Origin of the sequence: Gilliamella sp. Choc5-1 (assembly GCF_001690595.1) — a bacterium.
In the GTDB taxonomy this organism is placed as follows: Bacteria; Pseudomonadota; Gammaproteobacteria; order Enterobacterales; family Orbaceae; genus Gilliamella; species Gilliamella apicola_M.
In genome coordinates, this window is the sequence record NZ_LZHH01000026.1 from 1 (window position 1) to 20,615 (window position 20,615).

At 37.4% G+C, this 20,615-nt stretch carries 14 protein-coding genes and 2 pseudogenes; 10 read left to right on the plus strand and 6 right to left on the minus strand.

Going from position 1 to position 20,615, the window contains the following annotated elements; all coding sequences use genetic code 11:
* Window positions 1–73 precede the first annotated feature (73 nt).
* Window positions 74–1,155, plus strand: a protein-coding gene (locus A9G35_RS02040) for an IS3 family transposase (protein WP_442903160.1) whose coding sequence is annotated in 2 segments (ribosomal slippage) — window positions 74–320 and window positions 320–1,155 — 1,083 coding nt in all. Because the reading frame shifts where the segments join, the coding sequence is not laid out codon by codon here.
* Window positions 1,156–1,196: 41 nt separating this feature from the next.
* Here the strand turns inward: A9G35_RS02040 and A9G35_RS13820 are convergent.
* Window positions 1,197–2,302, minus strand: a pseudogene (locus tag A9G35_RS13820) (IS1182 family transposase); the annotation flags it as partial.
* A 296-nt stretch (window positions 2,303–2,598) separates the two neighbouring features.
* Here A9G35_RS13820 and rpsP point away from each other — a divergent pair.
* The 5 genes from rpsP (at window position 2,599) to A9G35_RS02075 (ending at window position 5,318) form a co-directional block, all read left to right on the plus strand.
* A complete protein-coding gene (gene rpsP, locus A9G35_RS02055) occupies window positions 2,599–2,847 on the plus strand; it encodes a 30S ribosomal protein S16 (protein WP_034900786.1) in 249 nt (82 codons plus the stop codon).
* A gap of 23 nt (window positions 2,848–2,870) precedes the next feature.
* Window positions 2,871–3,401 carry a ribosome maturation factor RimM gene (rimM, locus tag A9G35_RS02060; protein ID WP_065575693.1) on the plus strand — a complete coding sequence of 177 codons (531 nt, stop codon included), beginning with the start codon at window positions 2,871–2,873 and terminating at the stop codon, window positions 3,399–3,401.
* 16 nt (window positions 3,402–3,417) lie between these two features.
* Window positions 3,418–4,170, plus strand: a complete 753-nt coding sequence (trmD, locus tag A9G35_RS02065) for a tRNA (guanosine(37)-N1)-methyltransferase TrmD (RefSeq protein ID WP_065635459.1) — start codon at window positions 3,418–3,420, stop codon at window positions 4,168–4,170.
* 31 nt (window positions 4,171–4,201) lie between these two features.
* Window positions 4,202–4,552 carry a 50S ribosomal protein L19 gene (rplS, locus tag A9G35_RS02070; RefSeq protein ID WP_034913735.1) on the plus strand — a complete coding sequence of 117 codons (351 nt, stop codon included), beginning with the start codon at window positions 4,202–4,204 and terminating at the stop codon, window positions 4,550–4,552.
* 163 nt (window positions 4,553–4,715) lie between these two features.
* A complete protein-coding gene (locus tag A9G35_RS02075) occupies window positions 4,716–5,318 on the plus strand; it encodes a MarC family protein (protein WP_065561484.1) in 603 nt (200 codons plus the stop codon).
* 177 nt (window positions 5,319–5,495) lie between these two features.
* On the opposite strand, the gene A9G35_RS02080 is transcribed toward A9G35_RS02075, so the two are convergent.
* From A9G35_RS02080 to lysA, 4 genes are read right to left on the minus strand one after another with little or no spacing between them, the layout of a single operon-like run.
* Window positions 5,496–6,902 carry an amino acid permease gene (locus A9G35_RS02080; RefSeq protein WP_065635460.1) on the minus strand — a complete coding sequence of 469 codons (1,407 nt, stop codon included), beginning with the start codon at window positions 6,900–6,902 and terminating at the stop codon, window positions 5,496–5,498.
* Between the two features lie 54 nt (window positions 6,903–6,956).
* Window positions 6,957–8,063, minus strand: a complete 1,107-nt coding sequence (locus A9G35_RS02085; RefSeq protein ID WP_065635461.1) for an alanine/ornithine racemase family PLP-dependent enzyme — start codon at window positions 8,061–8,063, stop codon at window positions 6,957–6,959.
* A 25-nt stretch (window positions 8,064–8,088) separates the two neighbouring features.
* Window positions 8,089–9,495 carry an APC family permease gene (locus A9G35_RS02090; RefSeq protein WP_065635462.1) on the minus strand — a complete coding sequence of 469 codons (1,407 nt, stop codon included), beginning with the start codon at window positions 9,493–9,495 and terminating at the stop codon, window positions 8,089–8,091.
* A 52-nt stretch (window positions 9,496–9,547) separates the two neighbouring features.
* Window positions 9,548–10,945 carry a diaminopimelate decarboxylase gene (gene lysA / locus A9G35_RS02095; RefSeq protein ID WP_065635463.1) on the minus strand — a complete coding sequence of 466 codons (1,398 nt, stop codon included), beginning with the start codon at window positions 10,943–10,945 and terminating at the stop codon, window positions 9,548–9,550.
* Between the two features lie 249 nt (window positions 10,946–11,194).
* Between lysA and A9G35_RS02100 the strand changes: the two genes are divergently transcribed.
* Entirely contained in the window at window positions 11,195–12,631 is a 1,437-nt protein-coding gene (locus A9G35_RS02100; RefSeq protein ID WP_141673734.1) for a sigma-54 interaction domain-containing protein, read from the plus strand.
* Here the strand turns inward: A9G35_RS02100 and A9G35_RS02105 are convergent.
* Complete coding sequence (locus tag A9G35_RS02105; protein WP_065635465.1) at window positions 12,624–13,805, minus strand: NAD(P)/FAD-dependent oxidoreductase; 1,182 nt, start codon at window positions 13,803–13,805, stop codon at window positions 12,624–12,626. The two genes, A9G35_RS02100 and A9G35_RS02105, sit on opposite strands and share 8 nt — an antisense overlap.
* A gap of 377 nt (window positions 13,806–14,182) precedes the next feature.
* On the opposite strand from A9G35_RS02105, the gene gltB reads away from it, so the two are divergent.
* The 3 genes and pseudogenes from gltB to A9G35_RS02120 form a co-directional block, all read left to right on the plus strand.
* Complete coding sequence (gene gltB / locus A9G35_RS02110) at window positions 14,183–18,640, plus strand: glutamate synthase large subunit (protein ID WP_065635466.1); 4,458 nt, start codon at window positions 14,183–14,185, stop codon at window positions 18,638–18,640.
* A 13-nt stretch (window positions 18,641–18,653) separates the two neighbouring features.
* Window positions 18,654–20,066 carry an FAD-dependent oxidoreductase gene (locus A9G35_RS02115; protein ID WP_034946815.1) on the plus strand — a complete coding sequence of 471 codons (1,413 nt, stop codon included), beginning with the start codon at window positions 18,654–18,656 and terminating at the stop codon, window positions 20,064–20,066.
* Window positions 20,067–20,267: 201 nt separating this feature from the next.
* Window positions 20,268–20,615: pseudogene (locus tag A9G35_RS02120) on the plus strand (helix-turn-helix domain-containing protein); the annotation flags it as partial.

Genomic DNA, 20,615 nt, shown 5'->3' on the forward strand with positions numbered 1-20,615 from the left:
TGTAACTATTCCCTAAAATAGTACAGCAAAAAAGTAGAAAATTCTCTATGATAAAAGAAAAGGGGATTTAATTATGAAAAAAATGACTGAACATCAAATCGTCGCTATTTTAAAAGAAGCTGAAGCGGGTATTCCGGTTAAAGAACTGTGCCGTAAATATGGCATGGGTAATTCAACTTTCTATAAATGGCGAGAAAAATACGGCGGAATGGAAACTTCGGATATCAAACGCTTAAAGGAGCTGGAGGCTGAAAATCGCAAGCTTAAGCAGATGTTTGCTGAGTTAAGTTTAAAATCCCAGCTTCAGGAAGAAATCATAAAAAAGCTTTAGTGCCCACAAAGGCACGTAAAACGTGGGCACAGCAACTACAACAAAATCATTCAGTTACTATTACTATGAGTTGTGCCATTGTTGGCTTAAGCCGTTGTGCTTACTATTATAAACCTAAGTTACCGGATGATTCGGTGATTATTTCGGTGTTGAATGCTATCACGGAAAGGCATTTACGCTGGGGTTTTCCTAAATGTTTTAATCGTATCAGAAAGCTCGGCTATAAATGGAATCATAAACGGGTATATCGGGTGTATTGCCAATTAAAGCTTAATCTCAGGATAAAGCGTAAACAGCGCATTCCTCCACGAAGCCCAGAAAGGCTATTAGCACCCAATAAACAAGGTGAATGTTGGTCAATGGATTTTATGAGTGACAGTAGTCGTAATCAACGTCGCTTTAGAACATTCAATGTCATCGATGACTTTAATCGTGAGGCGTTAGGGATTGATATTGCAGTAAGCTTACCAGCAGGAAGGATTACCCGTTACTTAGATAAACTGGCTGAATATCATGGATATCCATTAAAAATACGGGTCGATAATGGACCAGAATTCACCGGAAACACGTTTACTAATTGGGCAAAAACACATGGTATAACTATAGATTACATCAAACCCGGTAGCCCTTATCAAAATGGTTACATTGAACGATTTAACCGGACTTATCGAACTGAAGTGTTAGATTTATATCTTTTTAACAACCTAGCGCAAGCAAGGAGAATAACCGAAGAATGGTTAACGATTTATAATACCGAAAGACCGCATGAGGCATTAAATAACATGACACCAATTGAGTATAAAACACTAAAACAAGCAGCTTAATTTTCTATGTGAGTTGTGTACTAGGTTTGGGGTATTTACATGATGACTTTCTGTGTATTTTTACTCTGTGTACACTGTGACAATAACGGACAGACTTTGCAGGTTGCTGCATCAGAATGATAATGACGATAACCTTCTCTGCTGGTAGTTTTATATATTAATGATTGCCCGTTTGGGCAAGCATAAGTATCGGTTTGACTATTATAGATAAACTGCTTTTTTCTGATAGGATTCGCACCATGACTGGGACGGCGATAACCCAACACCGGATATATCTGCTCTGCCAGTAGTAAATGGCAAATGGGCGCCGTAAAATAACCTGCATCAAGACCCACACCAACCGGATTAAAGCCAAACCTCTCTAACTGGCGTTTTAATCGAGCCATATAAGGCTGAGAATCATGGACATTTCACGCTGTAACATAGGTATCGGTAATTAAATTATGTTTGCCATCAACCGTTCGATGCTCTAAGTAGAAGAACCCTTTAGGCTTACCTTCCCGATGCATAAAGCCACTATCCGGATCGGTTGTACTGACTTTGACATCCTTATATTTCTCTACCCTCGATGGCTTTAAGGCTTTTTTCCGTTTAATTCTCTTTCTTCGTTGATGGCTTGATTAAGCGCATCAACATATTGACTGGGCTCAACAATACGCTGCTCATTACGTGACTTGCCTTTATTGGCATTTGCTTTTAGGTGAGTACTGTCCGTATATAAAACCCGACCACTTATCAACCCTTTGGCAATGGCTTGCTCAACAATATTATCAAAAATCTGTTGATAGATTTCACTGTCATTAAACCGACGACGATTTTGGCTGAGTGTTGAGGCGTCAATCACTTTTTCGGTTAATCCCATTCCCAAAAACCAACGGTAAGCTAAATTGACCTGAATTTCCTGAACCAGACGACGCTCACTGAGGATACCAAAAAGATACCCCAATAGCATAATTTTAAACAGTCTAACCGGATCTTCTGCCGGACGACCGTTATTAGGACAATAAAGTGGCGCTACCGCTTCTCGAATAAATTCAAAATCAATGACTTTAGCTATTTTACGAACAAGGTGATTTTGAGGGACAAGCGCATCTAACGAAATTTGCTCTATTTTTTCGGGTGTCGCTGGCGTTGTTTTTTTTAGCATAGAAGAATTCCTCTTATAATGGACTCTTCTCTATTAGATCAAAGAACTCGCCAAAAAGCGAGTTCTTTGTCATCAATCTGGACTATTTTTAGTGCTTTTTGTGGTACTAAAATTAAATAAACCATAACGGTATTACTTTTTTATTCTTTTTTGTAAGTTAGCTTAAACAAACAACATAGAATCACATCATCAACAAACAGCCATTGCACTTTTTGCTAGAAAGAGTATAATTCTGGGGCTTTGATTTTGTCCGTGTTGGGCAGGAAAAAGATTATTTTTTAATTTAAGAGGATGTTATGGTAACTATTCGTTTAGCTCGTGGTGGCTCTAAAAAGCGCCCTTTTTATCAAGTAGTTGTCACTGATAGCCGTAACCCACGTGATGGCCGTTTTATTGAGCGCGTTGGCTTTTTTAATCCAATTGCACAAGGTAAAGCAGAAGAATTACGTTTAGATCTTGATCGCGTAAATCATTGGGTTGGTTTAGGTGCAACTGTTTCTGATCGTGTTAATGCACTAATTAAACAAGCACAAAAAGCTGCTTAATTTAGTAATTGATAATCACTGTAATGATGAATACTGAGAATCTTATTGTTGTTGGTAAACTTGGTTCAAGCTACGGCATTCGCGGATGGCTCAGGATTTTTTCGTTTACAGAATTCCCAGATAGCATTTTTGATTACACTCCTTGGTATATCCAACGTGCTGGGCAATGGCAAGAGGTAATTGTAGAGAGCTTTAAACCGCATAATCATGATATGATTGTAAAACTTAAAGGCATTGATGATCGTGATCAAGCCATTGCATTAACCAATATTGAAGTGTTTGTTGATGCAGAAAAATTACCTGCACTTAGCAATGGTGATTTTTATTGGAAGGATCTCATTGGTTGCCGAGTTAAAACAGTTAATAACTATGATTTAGGACAGGTAACTGATTTGATGGAAACCGGATCTAACGATGTATTAGTGGTTAAAGCAAATCTAAAAGATGCATTTGGCGCAACAGAACGTTTAATCCCTTTTGTTGATAATCAATTTATAAAACAAGTTGATTTAACAACAAAAATGATTGTGGTCGATTGGGATCCTGCTTTTTAATTGGTAAGGTAAAACTATGTGGATTGGCGTAATCAGCCTTTTTCCCGAAATGTTTCAAGCCATTACCTGTTATGGCGTAACTGGTCGAGCCGTTAAAAATGGACTGTTAACAGTAGAATATTGGAACCCTCGCGATTTTGCGCATGATAAGCATAAGACTGTCGATGATAGGCCTTATGGTGGTGGTCCCGGCATGTTAATGATGGTTCAACCACTTAAAGATGCAATTCATGCGGCAAAAACAGTTGCAGGTAACAATACAAAAGTAATCTATCTTTCCCCACAAGGGCGCAAATTAGACCAACAAGGTGTTTGCGAATTGTCACAAAATCAAAATTTAATTTTGATTTGTGGACGATACGAAGGTATAGATGAACGCGTTATTCAAACCGAAATTGACGAAGAATGGTCAATTGGGGACTACGTGTTAAGTGGTGGTGAAATACCGGCGATGACCATGATTGATGCATTAGCAAGGTTTATTCCTGGCGTGCTAAATCACCAATCATCGGCAAAAGAAGACTCTTTTGCTAACGGTTTACTTGACTGTCCACACTATACTCGTCCTGAGGTGTTAGATGGAATGGCGGTACCTGACGTATTAATGTCTGGTCACCATGAAGCGATTCGTCGCTGGCGATTAAAACAATCACTAGGACGAACTTGGTTAAGAAGAGAAGATCTTCTTGCAAATCTAGCTCTGACTGATGAAGAGCAATGTTTACTCACTGAATTCCAACAAGAATACAGTGACAAACTAAGCAATTAATATTTCAGTATAACTAGTAAGAGATAATATTATGAAAAATGCAATTATTCAGCAATTAGAACAAGAACAAATGAAAAAAGACATCCCGTCTTTTCGCCCTGGTGACACGGTTGAAGTAAAAGTATGGGTTGTTGAAGGTAACAAAAAACGTCTTCAGGCTTATGAAGGAGTTGTTATTGGCATTCGTAATCGTGGTTTGCACTCTGCATTTACCGTACGTAAGATTTCGAATGGTGAAGGTGTTGAACGAGTATTCCAAACTCACTCACCAATTGTTGATTCAATTACTGTGAAACGTCGTGGTCAAGTACGTCAAGCTAAACTTTACTACTTACGCGAACTTCGTGGTAAAGCAGCTCGTATCAAAGAGCGCCTTAACTAAATTTTATTGGTTTAATTGTCTAAAACCAATTAAAAAATATCAGATTAAACATGGTCACCTTTTGGGTGGCCGTTTTTATATCTAACAAAAACCATTCCCTAGCAACTAATAATGTTAACAAAATTAAAGGGAATTTAATTGTTATTCTTTGAAAGGTAACACTATGGATGACTATCTTGTTAATATCCTTGCCACAACTGTAAAGCTATTTGCATTAATGACACCTCCTGCTGTTTTAAGTGCATTTTTAAGTGGCACAAAACAATACGACGAACAGCTTAGACGCAAAACAGCACTCAAAACATCCTGTGCCGTATTTATCATCGGTATAGTGCTATTCTTTTTTGGTAATACCATGTTTAGTGTCTTTGGTTTTACTCTTGATGCATTCCGAATTGGTTCTGGAGCGTTGCTATTTATCACTGCAGTGTCACTAATGAATGATTCTCCAGAAAAGAACAAAATTAACAGTGATGACGATATCAGTGTTGTACCCCTTGCAATTCCACTTTGTATGGGACCCGCTTCCATTGGTACTATCATTGTTATGGGAACAAGCTCCGTAGGCTTTGCAGCCAATATGATTGGCGCTGTTTCTTTATTCATTGCATCTTCAGGGATTTATGCAATGCTATTATGTGCAAAAAGTATTGCTAAAGTATTAAAAAACACAGGTATTGCTATCTTATCAAAACTTACTGGGTTACTAATATCAGCTATTGCTGCGCAAGTCGTTTTTACGGGTGTATCAGCTTTTCTAAAATAACTTGTATCAGAAAGGATTTAATCAAGATTATACCAAGCAAACGCACTTAACTTAGTGCCTTAAAATAAAGATAAATCACAAATAGTAAAAACATTAATAATCTGATTTTAAAAATTAAATGTAATCACCTAAACCGATTTATTAGGTGATTACAAACAAATTAGTAGGTCAATAAAATTAATCTAACGTTTTTATTATTAAAGAATTTCGTTTCTTATAAAAAAAGTAAGAAACCAAAATAATTATTACTAAAACAACTTCTGATAATAAAATAAAATGTCCTGACTCCCCAAACCAAACACCAATAATAATCACAATATTAACAATAATAGAAACCCCTGCTAGCCAAGGAAATAATGGCGATTTGAACTTTACCATCTCTTTGGGATATTTACCGTTATTTACTCCCTTACGGAACTGATATTGACACCAAGCAATAATAATCCATGCAAAACATCCCACTTGCCCTGTTCCCGCTACTAAATAAATATACAATTTTTCAGCGGCAATATATTTAGAAAATAGTGAAACTAGCGCAATAATAGCAATAAATAAAATACCTTTTGTGGGCACTCCACGCTTATTTACGTCTGAAAAATATTGAGGTGCGAGTTTATCTTGTGCCATAGACCACAGCATTCTTGAACTGGCATAAATTGCAGAATTAGCCGCCGATATTGCCGCACAAAAAATAACAAAAAGCATTAAATACGAAGCTATTGAAATTCCTGCTTTATTAAATACCCACACAAATGGGCTAATTTCAGAATGAACCGTTCCATATGGATAAACAAGGGCTAAAACAGCAATAGCCAGAACATAAAATAGAATAATACGAAAAGCAACACCAGTAATAATTTTGGGTAACACAGACTGTGGAGATTGCGCCTCACCAGCTGCACTACCAATTAATTCGACGCCTTGAAAGGAATAGGTCACGATAGTCATACAAACCAATATGGCTAAAAAACCATTAGGAAACCACCCTTTTTCGGTTTTAAATGTTGGTAAGATATGCGTTTCGCTATATTGGTGATTAAGTAAATAAATCCCCACCCCAATAAATGCAATAATCGCAAGAACCTTAATAGTTGAAAACCAATACTCACTTTCTCCAAATGCACGAACAGAGGTTAAATGCACTGAAGTAAGAACAATTAGAATTAATAGACTAAAAAGATAAATAGGAATCGAAGGGAAGGTTTGGTGAGCAATCATTGAAGCAGCGGTTAAATCTGCCGCCATAGATAGTACCCAACTAAGCCAATACAACCAACCGATGGTATAACTCCAAATCGGATTGGGTATAAACATCAACGCATAGTGTTGAAATGAACCTGCATGAGGAAATGCACAAGAAAGTTCACCTAAACATAACATTGTTGAAAGCATTATGCTTCCTGCCATTAAATAAGCAATAATTGTTCCTAATGGACCAACTGTGCTAAGTGGAGCTGCAATACCAATAAATAATCCAGTACCAATTGATCCACCTAATGAAATCATCAATAAATGACGATTTTTTAGGTTTTTCTTTAAATTACTACTGGGATAAGGGTTTTCTTGTGATTCAGATGTTGTCATATAAACCGCCTAGTAATTAATAAAAACTGCTGGTTACCCAGCAGTTAACACAAATTAATAAATAAACCGTTTTTCTACACCATTAGTTTGACAAGCCATTAGTAAAGCAGTGTAATCAAGCTCAAATCCAATAACATCGCCAACACGAAGTGTTTGAGTAACATCTTCAATATCAACCAAGGTATGATCACTGGTTTGACCCAATACAGTAATATCATCATTGATGGGTATACAGCTTTCTGCTGGCACATCTTGACGTCCAAAGGCAAGAAGTGCTCGTTTGCGTGTACCGCTATCAACAAAGGTTTTACTGTTTAAAAAAGCATCTACACCTAATTCACCAACAGGAACTGTTGGTTTACTATTGAGTTCAATGATTTGCGCATATAATTTATAAATATTACTACATGCTTTATCAACGGGTTTATTTGAATGATGAAACTCGTCAAGATATTTCATATCCACATATTCAATACCAAACTCGTGTAAACCACCAATTCTCAAATGATTTAATCCTTCTGGCCAAATACCTTTATCCAATAAGTGGTAACTGGTACAATTACCGGCCGATAAATACTTTATTTTAATATTACAAACTTGCTCTACTTTACGCGCTATTTTTAAAAAGTCTACTCCATTTTTAACTGTAGGTAGTACAGTACCATAGCAATTAAAATTGGTGCCGAGCCCATAGAGCTCAACACCGGGTAAAGAAAGAATAAGTTTAACCGTATCAATGATTTCATCAATATGTTCAAACCAAATACCTTCGCGTAAATCCCCCATATCAACCATTAATAAAACTTGATGAACTTTTTGTTGTTTAACGGCTTCATCAGAAAGTGCCTGAATTACTGCTTTTTCGCTGTTTAAGCTAATATCAGCATATCTAACAACATCACTAATTTCACTTAAACAAGGGCTCCGTAATAAGCAAGTTTTACAATTTAAAGCTTCTTTTAATTTCTTTAAATTGTATGTTCTTGATTCAGCAATCACATCAATACCGCCTTCAAGTACTGCTTTGGCTGTTTCAACACAACCATCAAAAACTTTATTAACAGCCATAACCTCAATACCGTGTTTAGCTAATAGATCTTTTTCAACACGAGCATTATTTCTTAATTTGCGTAAATCAATTTCTAATATAGGTTTGTACATAATTTTACTCCTCTATATATTATTACTACTGCAAACGGTTTCGTTTTTGGGCTCGATAATAAATCCATTCAGCTAAACCAATGGCAAGTACTGCACCACCAACAATTTTAGCAATATATTCGACATACCCCCCCATATCTATTTGCGCAGGTGGAATAAACACTAATACCACAGCAAATAGAGTAGATAAGAAACCAAGTGCTGGTAACACAATTGGCAACACCTTACCCGGAATTTTAAAACTACGAGCAACATCTGGTTGAGTAATACGTAAACGATAATATGCAATAAACATCACTAAGTACGGAATAAAGTAACAAATTGTCGTTAACGCTGTTAACATCCAATATGCTGCTGCAATACTTGGCGATACAAAAGTTGAAAAACAAAGTACTGTAACAATAACAGCTTGAATAATTAACGCAAAGGCTGGTGTTTTATATACTGGATGTAAACGACCGATGCGTTCTCCAAGCAAATTATCTTCTTTTGATGCTTCTTGTAGCATATAAATCGGACCAACTAACCATGAGTTTATTTGTCCTAATGCACCAAAAAACAAACAAATTGCCATTACTGGTAATAACCAAGGCATATACAATTCTTTAGCTGCAGCTTCCATTGCTTGCATAACACCCGCTACGATATCAGTATCGGCTGCTGGTAATAAAGTATTAATAGCCCATGTTCCGACCATATAAATACCAACAATAACCACTGCTGAAACCAACATTGCTTTTGGAAAGTCTCGTTGTGGATCTCGTGTACGCCCTGCAATCATCGGAGCCACCTCAAGACCAGCAAATGCGAACATCATGCTAGATAGAAAAACAATAGTATCCCAACTACTTAAATCAGGTAACCAATCACTAACATGACTATAGCTTGTAGCCATAGGATGCCCTGTGAATAACCATACAACAGCTAATAGCACAATAATAGCGGCTGGAATAAATACACCAAGCCATGCACTCACACTATTAATAATCTTAGTCCATTGCATCCCTTTAATATTCATCAGTGTTAAAATCCAGAATACCACCATAGAGCCAACACCAATAAATACTTGATTTTGAGCTAACTCAGCGCTAAACATATACCCAATTGCAGTAAAACCAAATTGCAACATTAACGGGAAGAAAAGAACGCAAGAGAACAAAAAGCAAACAACAACTATCCAACCGATACGTTTACCAAATGCTTCTTTTACCCAAACAAAAATTCCACCATCTTTTGACCAACCAGTTGAAAGTTCTCCACAAACCATAGCTAATGGGAAGAAAAGACAAAATGCAGCAAGTAACCAAAGTACCATTGCTGACGCCCCATAAGGAGCAACATTAGGAATTTGACGCAAACTTAGTATTGCAATGACATTCATAAAAACAATGTCTTTAATACCAAGTAGACTTGAATCTTTAGAATCACTCATAATAACCTCACTTTATCATATCTGGAGCATCAAATGCTCCAGATATTGATGATTAATATATGTCGTATCCAACCATATCTTCGTAAGTGTCCTCACGGCGAATCAATCTATCCTTGCCTTCTTTATCTATCATTACAACAGAAGTACGAGGACGATTGTTATAAACAGTTTGGCTTTCGATGGTATAAGCACCAGCATCAAGGAAAGCAATAATATCACCGATTTGAGTGTCTTTTGGCATTAAGAATTCTTCACCTTTAACACCGACATGGAAATAGTCACCACCATCACATAAAGGACCAGCCAATTTGATGTACTCATCATGTGTTTCATTGATTTTTGAAGCATTATAAACATAGAAGAACCAATCAAAATGTTGACTATCAGATAGCACACTATAACCAGCATCAACAAATTTCCACTCAACATGCTCTTCAATATTGCCATCTATATCATAATTGGTTTTACGTTTTTCACAGGCAACTTCAGTTACAAGCACACCTGCTGAGCCTGTTACTTTACGACCTGGCTCAATACAGATTTCAACATCAGTACGCCATTTGTGTACTTCACTAATAACAGCATCAGCAAAATCTTGTGCAGTAATACCTGCATACATATTATCTTCTAATGGATTACCATTTTCTTCATCATATTTATAAGGAACAGGGATCCCCCCACCTACGTTGATTAAATCAAATTTAATACCAAGCACTTCTTCTAAGCGACGTGATTCATCAACTAAAACTTTCGTAGCTTTAGCAAAAGGCTCTGATTCTGGAACTTGATCACCAACGTGCATATGTAAACCGCGTAAATGAACATATGGCATTTCTAAAATACGACGACATGTTTCTTCTGCCTGTTCTAAATCGATACCTGATTTAGCATGATAAGCAGTGACTAATTCTGCGTGAGTTGCTGACGGAACATTTGGTTCAACACGCACACAAACATTTGCTACCTTTTTCAAACGTCTTGAAATCTCATCAATAATATCAAGCTCATATAAGCTATCTACGTTGATAATATACAGATCATTTTGGATAGCAAACTCTAAATCCACTGGCTTTTTAACAACACCATTAAACACAATTTGGCTACCAGAGAAACCGATATCTAAACATTTACGCACTTCAAACATTGAGTTCGCTTCGGCATAAATTCCTGCATCTTTAATCGCTTTAAGAACACCCATTACTGAACAAGTTTTTGATGCATAGAAAATTTTTGTTTTTGGATGAGCTTTAAATGCCTCTTTAATTTCTTGCACATTACGATCAATCTCCTTTTCAGAAAACACATAAAAAGGCGTTGGATATTTTTTGGCTAACTCTTCTAAATTAACACCATCAAAACAAAGTTTGCCACTTTCAGCGCTAAAACGACGATCTTTAGTTACAAGATCAGTGCGTAATTTGTTATAATTTGACATAATTTTGTCGGACATATAGCCTCCAGTTAATGATTACATAAAAAATAAGTAAAATGGCTTCTCACTTGTTGTGCAATCAGCATGCCAACTTTAAAAACAAAAATAATCAATATATTAACAAACAAAGCGCAAGTAAAAATTTAGTCATTTAGTATAAAATCAATTTTTATGACAAAAATTTGTCATTTTTATATGATAATTAACAGGCGTTTAAATTAAACAAAGCTAAATATAACAAATCACCCTAGTTCAAAAGGCACGAATATCATGACAATCGACCCTGAATTATTACAATCATTGGAAATATTTAAACATTTTTTTGATTTAATCCATCAACCAATGGCGATTATTGATAAAGAAGGCAAATATGTTTATTACAATCAGGAAAGTGCTGAACTTGATGGTTACCCTATAGAACAAGCTATAGGAAAACCAATGCTTAAAGTTTATCCCAAGATGCGAAAAGAAGACAGCACGATGTTGCAAGCCCTACAACATGGGAAAGAATATCAAAACAATTACCAAAGCTATTATAACCATGTAGGTAAACTTGTAGATTATATGCACACAACAGTTCCTCTTTATAACAAAAATCAAAAAATTATCGGCGCAATAGAAATAGGTCGAAATTTATCTACTGTTAGGCAATTACAAGACCAAGTATTCAAGCTCAATAGCAAGTTATATCAAAATAAAGAACAACCATTACCAGAAATTGTTTTTGTATCAAAAACAATGCAAGAGGTTATCGATCAAACTAACATCTTGGGAGCAAATGATGTTCCTGTATTAATAGTTGGCGAAACAGGAACAGGTAAAGAGCTATTTGCTCGTTTAATCCACCAAACAAGCCAACGCCGTGACAAAGCATTTATCTCGCTCAACTGTAGTGCACTACCAACCACACTGATTGAAAGCACCCTATTTGGTACGGTCAAAGGCGCATTTACGGGTGCTGAAAACCGACAAGGTTATTTAGAACTGGCTAACGGAGGCACATTATTCCTTGATGAATTAAATGCTATGCCTCTTGAAATGCAAAGTAAATTATTACGATTCTTACAAGAAAAAACCTACTGGCAATTAGGTGGTAATAAAGAAATGCATTCAGATGTTCGTATTGTTGCTGCCATGAATGAACCACCTACAGAACTATTAAAAACAGGAAAAATGAGAAGTGATCTGTTTTTTCGCTTAAACGTTGGTTTAATAAAACTCCCCGCTTTACGCGACAGAACAGAAGATATTCCAGTGTTAGCACGCTATTTTATTGATAAACACAAAAACGACGTCAATGTTGTAATTAGCGGTATCAGTGAACATGCACTACAACAATTAATATCAGCTCCTTGGCCCGGTAATGTCCGTATGCTTGAAAATACAATTGTCAGAAGTATGGTATTACAAAACGAACCGGGTGAATTACAGAATATTGTCCTTGATGAAGATCTATTCGATCTTAATAGTTCATCTTCTCAAAACGATGATATCAATAAACCAGAAAATTTACCTATCAACACATCTACTGATGGAAACAACTTAATTGAACAAGTTGAAAACTATGAACGACAACTCATCATTAACGCATTAAATCAAGCCAACGGCAAAATTATAACGGCGGCAAAACTATTAAACATTTCACGCACAACGTTACAATACAAAGTAAAAAAATACCATATTCAAATGGGCGTAATTAATTAAACGATCGAGCACAAGCAAATGCACTACTCCATGCCCATTGAAAATTATAGCCACCTAACCAGCCTGACACATCGACAACCTCACCAATAAAATAGAGGTTGGGGTGTGTTTTAACTGCCATAGTTTTGGAAGACAACGCATCAGTACTTATACCACCAAGAGTCACCTCCGCAGTACGATAACCCTCAGTCCCATTTGGAGTAATATGCCAATGTGTTAAAGCATTATACAAGTCTTGCTGTTGTTTGGGATTAATTTGCTTAACTATTATATCGTTTATCAAATTGAGCTGTATTAACACCTCAACAAGCCTTTTAGGTAAAACCTGTGCTAAACAATTTTTTATAGTTTGATTACGATTCTGCTCTAATAATGGTTTAAACGATGATTCGAATGTGAAATCAGGTAATAAATTAATAGTAATTGACTCTCCAGCCTGCCAATAGCTTGATATTTGCAAAATAGCTGGTCCTGAAATTCCTCGATGAGTAAATAATAGATTCTCCTTAAAACTAACTCTTTCATTAGAAACTTCAACAGCAACAGCAATACCAGACAAGGTTGATAATATATCAAGTAAAGGTTTATGTAACGTGAACGGTACTAATCCCGCTTTCACTGGTACCACTGGAATAGCCAATTTTTCGGCAATTTTATAGCCAATTGAAGTCATGCCAAGAGCAGGCATCGATAAGCCTCCCGTAGCAATAATAAGATTATCACTATCAATAATACTTCGAGAAGTATGTAATTTATATCCTTTTTTATCACTGCTAATATCTTCAACTTGAGTCTGCATCATAAAATGAACATGCCCTTTCTGACACTCGTTTAATAGCATATCAACAATATCTTGCGCTGAATTATCACAAAATAACTGCCCATGATCTTTTTCATGGTAAGCAATACCATATTGACTTACTAATTGTATAAAGTCCCACTGAGTAAATTGTTTCAAAGCTGACTTACAAAAATGAGGATTGCAAGAAATATAATTACTAGGTTCAACCATTAAATTAGTAAAATTACATTTACCACCACCAGACATTAGAATTTTGCGTCCTAACTTTTTACCATTATCAATCACAGTAACATCATACCCCTTTTGCCCCAGTAAACCTGCGCAAAAAAGCCCAGCGGCGCCAGCACCCACAATCGTAATTTTAGTTTGCATTATTAATAGATCAAAAATAAAAGATAACAAATTATAACAGTATACAATTGTCACTCATAGTTATTGAATCTAACAGCAGATTTTATACTCAAACACCTAGTTACCGGAAACTTTTTAACAAGAAAGAAAAAGAACTTATATCTTATTTTCTAAAGCCAAATTTAAAATCAACGCCTTAACTTATAAAAAACAAAATAAATCATAAAAGTAAATACTACTATTAGCTTTATTAATAACGTTTATATAACTTATTAAAAGATCGACTTATAAATAATATTTATTTGACCAAAAACTAATTTTTGATTAACTTCACACGCAATATGGAATTAAAGCCTATTCCTTCTTAAATTATAAAACGATGAATTAGAGGCAATGATATGTTATATAACCAGCATCATGAAAAAGATAACTGTGGATTTGGTTTAATTGCTCACATTGAAGGACAACCAAGTCATAAAGTGGTGCGTACTGCAATTCACGGACTTGCCAGAATGCAACACCGTGGTGCTATTTTATCAGACGGTAAAACTGGTGATGGCTGTGGACTTTTATTACAAAAACCCGATCGATTTTTTAGATTAGTGGCACAAGATGCGGGCTGGCGTTTAGCAAGTAATTATGCCGTTGGTATGTTGTTTTTGAGCCAAGATGAAAAAGAAGCTCAAATTAGCCGTGATATTGTCGAAGAAGAATTAGCCAATGAAACCTTATCTATTTTAGGTTGGCGTGAAGTACCAATTGATAAAAGTGTGCTTGGTGAAATTGCCCTATCATCATTGCCTAAAATTGAACAAGTCTTTGTTAATGCACCCGCCGGATGGACAAAAATTGATCTAGAACGCCGCCTATACATGGTGCGCCGTCGAATTGAAAAACGGGTACAAGACGATACATTTTACGTTTGTAGCTTCTCAAATCAGGTCAATATCTATAAAGGCTTATGTATGCCTAAAGATTTACCTCGATTCTATCTAGATTTGGCTGACATCCGAATGGAAACAGCAATTTGTTTATTTCATCAACGTTTTTCAACCAATACTGTTCCTCGTTGGCCATTAGCGCAACCTTTTCGGCATTTAGCTCATAATGGTGAAATCAATACTATTGAAGGTAATAGACAATGGGCACAAGCACGTTCCTATAAATTTAAAACTCCACTCATTCCGGACTTACAAGATGCGGCACCTTTTGTTAATGTCACAGGTTCTGATTCAAGTTCATTAGATAACATGCTTGAGCTATTTCTTGTAGGAGGAATGGATATTGTACGAGCTATGCGCTTATTGGTTCCACCTGCATGGCAAAATAATCCTGACATGAACGAAGATCTGCGTGCTTTTTTCGACTTCAACTCAATGCATATGGAACCTTGGGATGGTCCTGCCGGTATTGTAATGTCTGACGGTCGTTATGCCGCATGTAACTTAGACCGTAACGGATTACGTCCTGCACGTTATGTAATAACGACAGACAAACTCATTACCTGTGCATCCGAAATCGGTATTTGGGATTATCAACCTGACGAAGTCGTCACTAAAGGACGCGTTGGTCCAGGTGAATTGCTAGTTATAGACACTGAAGAAGGTCGCATTTTACAATCGTCTGAAACAGACAACGATTTACAAAAACGTCATCCATATAAAGAATGGATGGAAAAAAATGTTAAAAGACTGATCCCTTTTGAAAACCTACCTGATGATAACATTGGCTCTCGATATTATGACGATATCTTGCTAGCAACTTATCAAAAACAATTTGGTTATAGTGCTGAAGAGCTAGACCAATGTATTCGAGTGCTAGGTGAAAACGGTCAAGAAGCCACCGGCTCAATGGGCGATGACACACCATTTGCGGTACTATCAACAAGGCCTCGCTCAATTTATGATTATTTTCGTCAAAAATTTGCTCAGGTAACAAACCCGCCTATCGACCCACTACGCGAATCACACGTTATGTCACTTTCAACTAGTATTGGTCGTGAAATGAACGTGTTTGCCGAAGCAGAAGGTCAGGCGCATCGTGTTGCGTTCAAATCTCCTGTTTTGGTTTATTCAGATTTTAAACAATTAACAACATTAGAATCACGTTATTACAAATCAGAAGCCTTAGATATCACTTATGAAATCGATGGTAGCCTGCGCGATGCCATTGAACAATTATGTGGTGATGCTGAAGCAAAAGTTCGCAATGGCACGGTATTATTGATTTTATCAGATAAAAATATAGCGCCTGATCGCTTACCAATTCCTGCGCCTATGGCAGTTGGAGCTGTTCAGCAACGCTTAGTTGAAAAAAACTTACGTTGCGATGCTAATATCATTGTCGAAACCGCAAGCTGCCGTGATCCACATCAATTTGCGGTACTTCTTGGTTTTGGTGCAACCGCAATTTACCCTTATTTAGCCTACGAAATCTTAGGCCAAATGGTCGATAATAGCACAATAAACAAATCTTACCGTGAAGCCATTCTTAATTATCGTAATGGAATTAACAAAGGCTTATATAAAATTATGTCAAAAATGGGCATTTCAACCATCGCCTCTTACCGCTGTTCAAAACTATTTGAAGCAGTTGGTTTAAATAAAGAGATTGTTGAACTTTGTTTCCAAGGAGTTACTAACCGTATTAATGGAGCCAATTTTGATGATTTTGCGCAAGACCAATTTAACTTATCAAAAAGTGCATGGCTGAAAAGAAAACCATTAGAACAAGGTGGGTTACTTAAATATGTTCATGGTGGTGAATATCATGCTTATAATCCTGATGTAGTACAGTCACTACAAAAAGCGGTCAATAATGGCAATTATGAAGATTACAAACGCTATGCCGATATCGTCAACAACCGCCCTATTGCCACCTTGCGTGATTTATTAAAGCTCAATCCACCTGAAAACGCAGCTATTCCACTTGATCAAGTCGAACCAGAAGAATCACTGTTCAAACGCTTTGACTCGGCAGCCATGTCAATTGGTGCGCTAAGCCCTGAAGCACATGAATCCCTTGCCGAAGCAATGAACACGCTCGGTGGTTTTTCAAATTCAGGCGAAGGCGGTGAAGATCCAGCTCGCTACAACACAATAAAAGTATCACGCATAAAACAAGTTGCATCAGGTCGTTTTGGTGTAACACCAAGTTACTTAATGAGTGCTGATGTTATTCAAATCAAAGTAGCACAAGGAGCAAAACCGGGAGAAGGTGGTCAGTTACCTGGCGACAAAGTCACACCATATATTGCTAAATTGCGTTTTTCTGTACCGGGTGTCACACTTATTTCACCACCACCTCATCACGACATTTACTCGATTGAGGATTTGGCACAATTAATATTTGACCTAAAACAGATTAACCCTAATGCCATGATTTCGGTTAAATTAGTATCAGAGCCAGGCGTTGGCACAATCGCAACTGGAGTTGCTAAAGCCTATGCCGACTTAATTACCATTTCAGGCTATGATGGTGGAACAGGCGCCAGCCCATTAACTTCAGTCAAATATGCTGGTTCTCCTTGGGAATTAGGGTTAGTTGAAACTCAGCAATCATTAGTCGCCAATGGGTTACGTCACAAAATACGTTTACAAGTAGACGGTGGTTTAAAAACGGGCACTGATATTGTCAAAGCAGCTATTTTAGGTGCTGAGAGTTTTGGATTTGGAACAGGACCAATGGTTGCCTTAGGTTGTAAATATCTGCGTATTTGCCACCTTAATAACTGTGCAACGGGTGTTGCAACGCAAGACGAAAAACTGCGTAGCGAACATTATCATGGCCAGCCAGAAAAAGCGATAAACTATTTCCGCTTTATTGCGCGTAACACGCGTGAAATTATGGCCGAGCTAGGGGTCAGTCGTATTGTCGATTTGATAGGACGCACCGATCTATTATTAGAACTTGATGGCATCACGGCAAAACAACAAAAACTTGACCTATCAGGACTGCTCGAAACAGCAAAACCTATTGATGGCAAACCAGCTTATTGTATTGAAGACAATAAACCATTTGATAAAGGTGTGCTAAATAAAGAGATCATCACACAAGCACAACAATTTGTTGATAATCGCCAAAGCCAAAGCCTCTATTTTGATATACAAAATACCGATCGCTCTGTAGGTACTAGTTTATCTGGCTATATTGCCAAAAAATATGGTGACCAAGGTCTTGTTGCTGATCCTATTTCGCTTAACTTTAACGGCACTGCGGGTCAAAGTTTTGGTGTTTGGAACGCTGGAGGTGTGGACTTAACACTCACAGGCGATGCCAATGATTATGTTGGTAAAGGCATGGCTGGCGGTCGTATTGTGATTCGACCACCGCAAGGCTCAGCATTTTTAAGCCATGAAGCAACCATTGCCGGTAATACCTGCTTATATGGTGCAACTGGAGGAAAACTCTTTGCCGCTGGACGTGCTGGAGAACGATTTGCGGTACGTAATTCTGGTGCAATTAGTGTTGTTGAAGGCATTGGAGACAATGGCTGTGAATATATGACAGGCGGTATTGTCTGCGTATTAGGTAAAACAGGAGTTAACTTTGGTGCAGGTATGACAGGTGGTTTTGCTTATATTTTAGATGAAGATAGTGATTTCCATAAACGCATAAATAAAGAGTTAGTGGAACTATTGAATGTTGCTGATTACTCAATTCACGAAGAACATTTACGTGGTTTAATAATGGAGCACGCTCAACTTACCCATTCATCACGCGCGGAAGAAATTTTGGCTAATTGGGATGATTATTCAAAACAATTTGTATTAGTCAAACCCAAATCGAGTGATGTAACAGCGCTACTTGGGCACCGCAGTCGCTCATCAGCAGAATTACGTATTCAAGCACAGTAAGGAGAACACGAAAATGAGCCAAAATGTTTATCAATTTATCGATTTACAACGTGTTGATCCGCCTAAAAAATCGTTAAACATTCGCAAAATTGAATTTGTTGAAATTTATGAAGGATTTTCTGCTCCACAATCACAAGCGCAGGCTGATCGTTGCCTTGCTTGTGGCAACCCATATTGTGAATGGAAATGCCCTGTGCATAACTATATTCCCAATTGGTTAAAATTGGTTAATGAGGGCAAAATATTAGAAGCGGTTGAACTCTCACATCAAACCAACAGCCTGCCTGAAGTTTGCGGTCGTGTTTGCCCACAAGATCGCCTTTGCGAAGGCTCTTGTACTTTAAATGCTGAATTTGGTGCAGTTACCATAGGTAATATAGAGCGTTATATTACTGATGAAGCATTTAGAATGGGTTGGAAACCTAATTTATCAAACGTCGAAAAAACAGGATTGAAAGTTGCAGTTATTGGTGCTGGTCCTGCTGGCCTTGCTTGTGCTGATGTCTTAGTCCGCAATGGCGTAACGCCAGTGGTGTTTGACCGTCACCCTGAAATTGGTGGACTACTCACCTTTGGCATCCCAGCGTTTAAACTTGATAAAGAAGTATTAATCAACCGAAGACATATTTTTACTGAAATGGGCATTGAGTTCCGTCTAAATACTGAGGTCGGTAAAACGGTACAATTAGCCGACTTAATCAACGAATTTGATGCGGTTTTTGTGGGGACTGGAACTTATCAATCAATGCGAGCAGGTCTTCAAAATGAAGATGCTAACGGTGTTTATGATGCTTTACCATTTTTAATTGCCAACACTAAACACATAATGAAACATGCGCAAACCCAAGATACCCCATACATTGACATGAAAAACAAACGTGTTGTGGTATTAGGTGGTGGTGATACTGCAATGGACTGTGTACGAACATCTATTCGTCAAGGTGCAACTGAAGTTACTTGTGCTTATCGCCGAGACGAAGCCAACATGCCAGGCTCAAAACGAGAAGTTAAAAATGCCAAAGAAGAAGGCGTACAGTTCCAATTTAACGTACAGCCACTCAGCATTGAAATTAACAGCACAGGACAAGTCACAGGTGTCAAAATGGTTCGAACAGAACTCGGCGAACCCGATGCAAAAGGTCGGCGTTCACCAGTGGTGATTGCAGGTTCAGAATTTGTCTTACCTGCTGATGCGGTTGTAATGGCATTTGGATTTAGACCTCACGCCATGCCTTGGTTAGTAGAACATGGTGTTGATTTTGATGCCCAAGGCCGAATCATCGCCCCAGAAACCAACGGCTACCAAACGACGAATGCTAAAATTTTTGCCGGAGGCGATGCCGTTCGAGGGTCAGATTTAGTGGTAACGGCGATTAGTGAGGGGCGCAAAGCGGCTGAAGGTATCTTAGATTACTTAGAAGTGTAATAATAAGATTAGATAAAACATAAACTCCATTCAATATTGAATGAAGTTTCAGATTGATGACAAACCTCGATATAATTCGGGGTTTATTTTTTATTTAAACCATAAACAGGATTTTTAATTTGGATTTTATTAAATAAATTGTAATAGTCTTTACTTGATCTGACATTTAAGTTATTTTATAACACAAAAGGAGAGTCAGAAATGAATCAAACCGCCAAAATCATTAAACCTAAATTAGGACTTTTAGAATTAGCTAATCAACTCGGTAACGTTCAACAAGCTTGCAAAGTCATGGGATACAGTCGAGATAGTTATTATCGCTTTAAAAAACTGTATGAGCAAGGGGGGTGAGTTTGCACTTCAAGAAATCAGTCGTAAAAAGCCTATCGAAAAAAATCGGGTAGAGCCACATATAGAACAAGCCGTTGTCAATATGACCTATGAATATCCAGCTTATGGGCAACATCGAGTTGCCAATCAACTTCGTCAAGAAGGCATCATGGTGTCAGGGAGTGGGGTACGCTCTATTTGGCTACGTCACGATTTAGA

Bases quoted from the DNA above. Each gene is read 5' to 3' on its own strand.
- rpsP (WP_034900786.1), top strand. From the start codon at position 2,599: ATGGTAACTATTCGTTTAGCTCGTGGTGGCTCTAAAAAGCGCCCTTTT.
- rimM (WP_065575693.1), top strand. From the start codon at position 2,871: ATGATGAATACTGAGAATCTTATTGTTGTTGGTAAACTTGGTTCAAGC.
- trmD (WP_065635459.1), top strand. From the start codon at position 3,418: ATGTGGATTGGCGTAATCAGCCTTTTTCCCGAAATGTTTCAAGCCATT.
- rplS (WP_034913735.1), top strand. From the start codon at position 4,202: ATGAAAAATGCAATTATTCAGCAATTAGAACAAGAACAAATGAAAAAA.
- A9G35_RS02075 (WP_065561484.1), top strand. From the start codon at position 4,716: ATGGATGACTATCTTGTTAATATCCTTGCCACAACTGTAAAGCTATTT.
- A9G35_RS02080 (WP_065635460.1), bottom strand. From the start codon at position 6,902: ATGACAACATCTGAATCACAAGAAAACCCTTATCCCAGTAGTAATTTA.
- A9G35_RS02085 (WP_065635461.1), bottom strand. From the start codon at position 8,063: ATGTACAAACCTATATTAGAAATTGATTTACGCAAATTAAGAAATAAT.
- A9G35_RS02090 (WP_065635462.1), bottom strand. From the start codon at position 9,495: ATGAGTGATTCTAAAGATTCAAGTCTACTTGGTATTAAAGACATTGTT.
- lysA (WP_065635463.1), bottom strand. From the start codon at position 10,945: ATGTCCGACAAAATTATGTCAAATTATAACAAATTACGCACTGATCTT.
- A9G35_RS02105 (WP_065635465.1), bottom strand. From the start codon at position 13,805: ATGCAAACTAAAATTACGATTGTGGGTGCTGGCGCCGCTGGGCTTTTT.
- gltB (WP_065635466.1), top strand. From the start codon at position 14,183: ATGTTATATAACCAGCATCATGAAAAAGATAACTGTGGATTTGGTTTA.
- A9G35_RS02115 (WP_034946815.1), top strand. From the start codon at position 18,654: ATGAGCCAAAATGTTTATCAATTTATCGATTTACAACGTGTTGATCCG.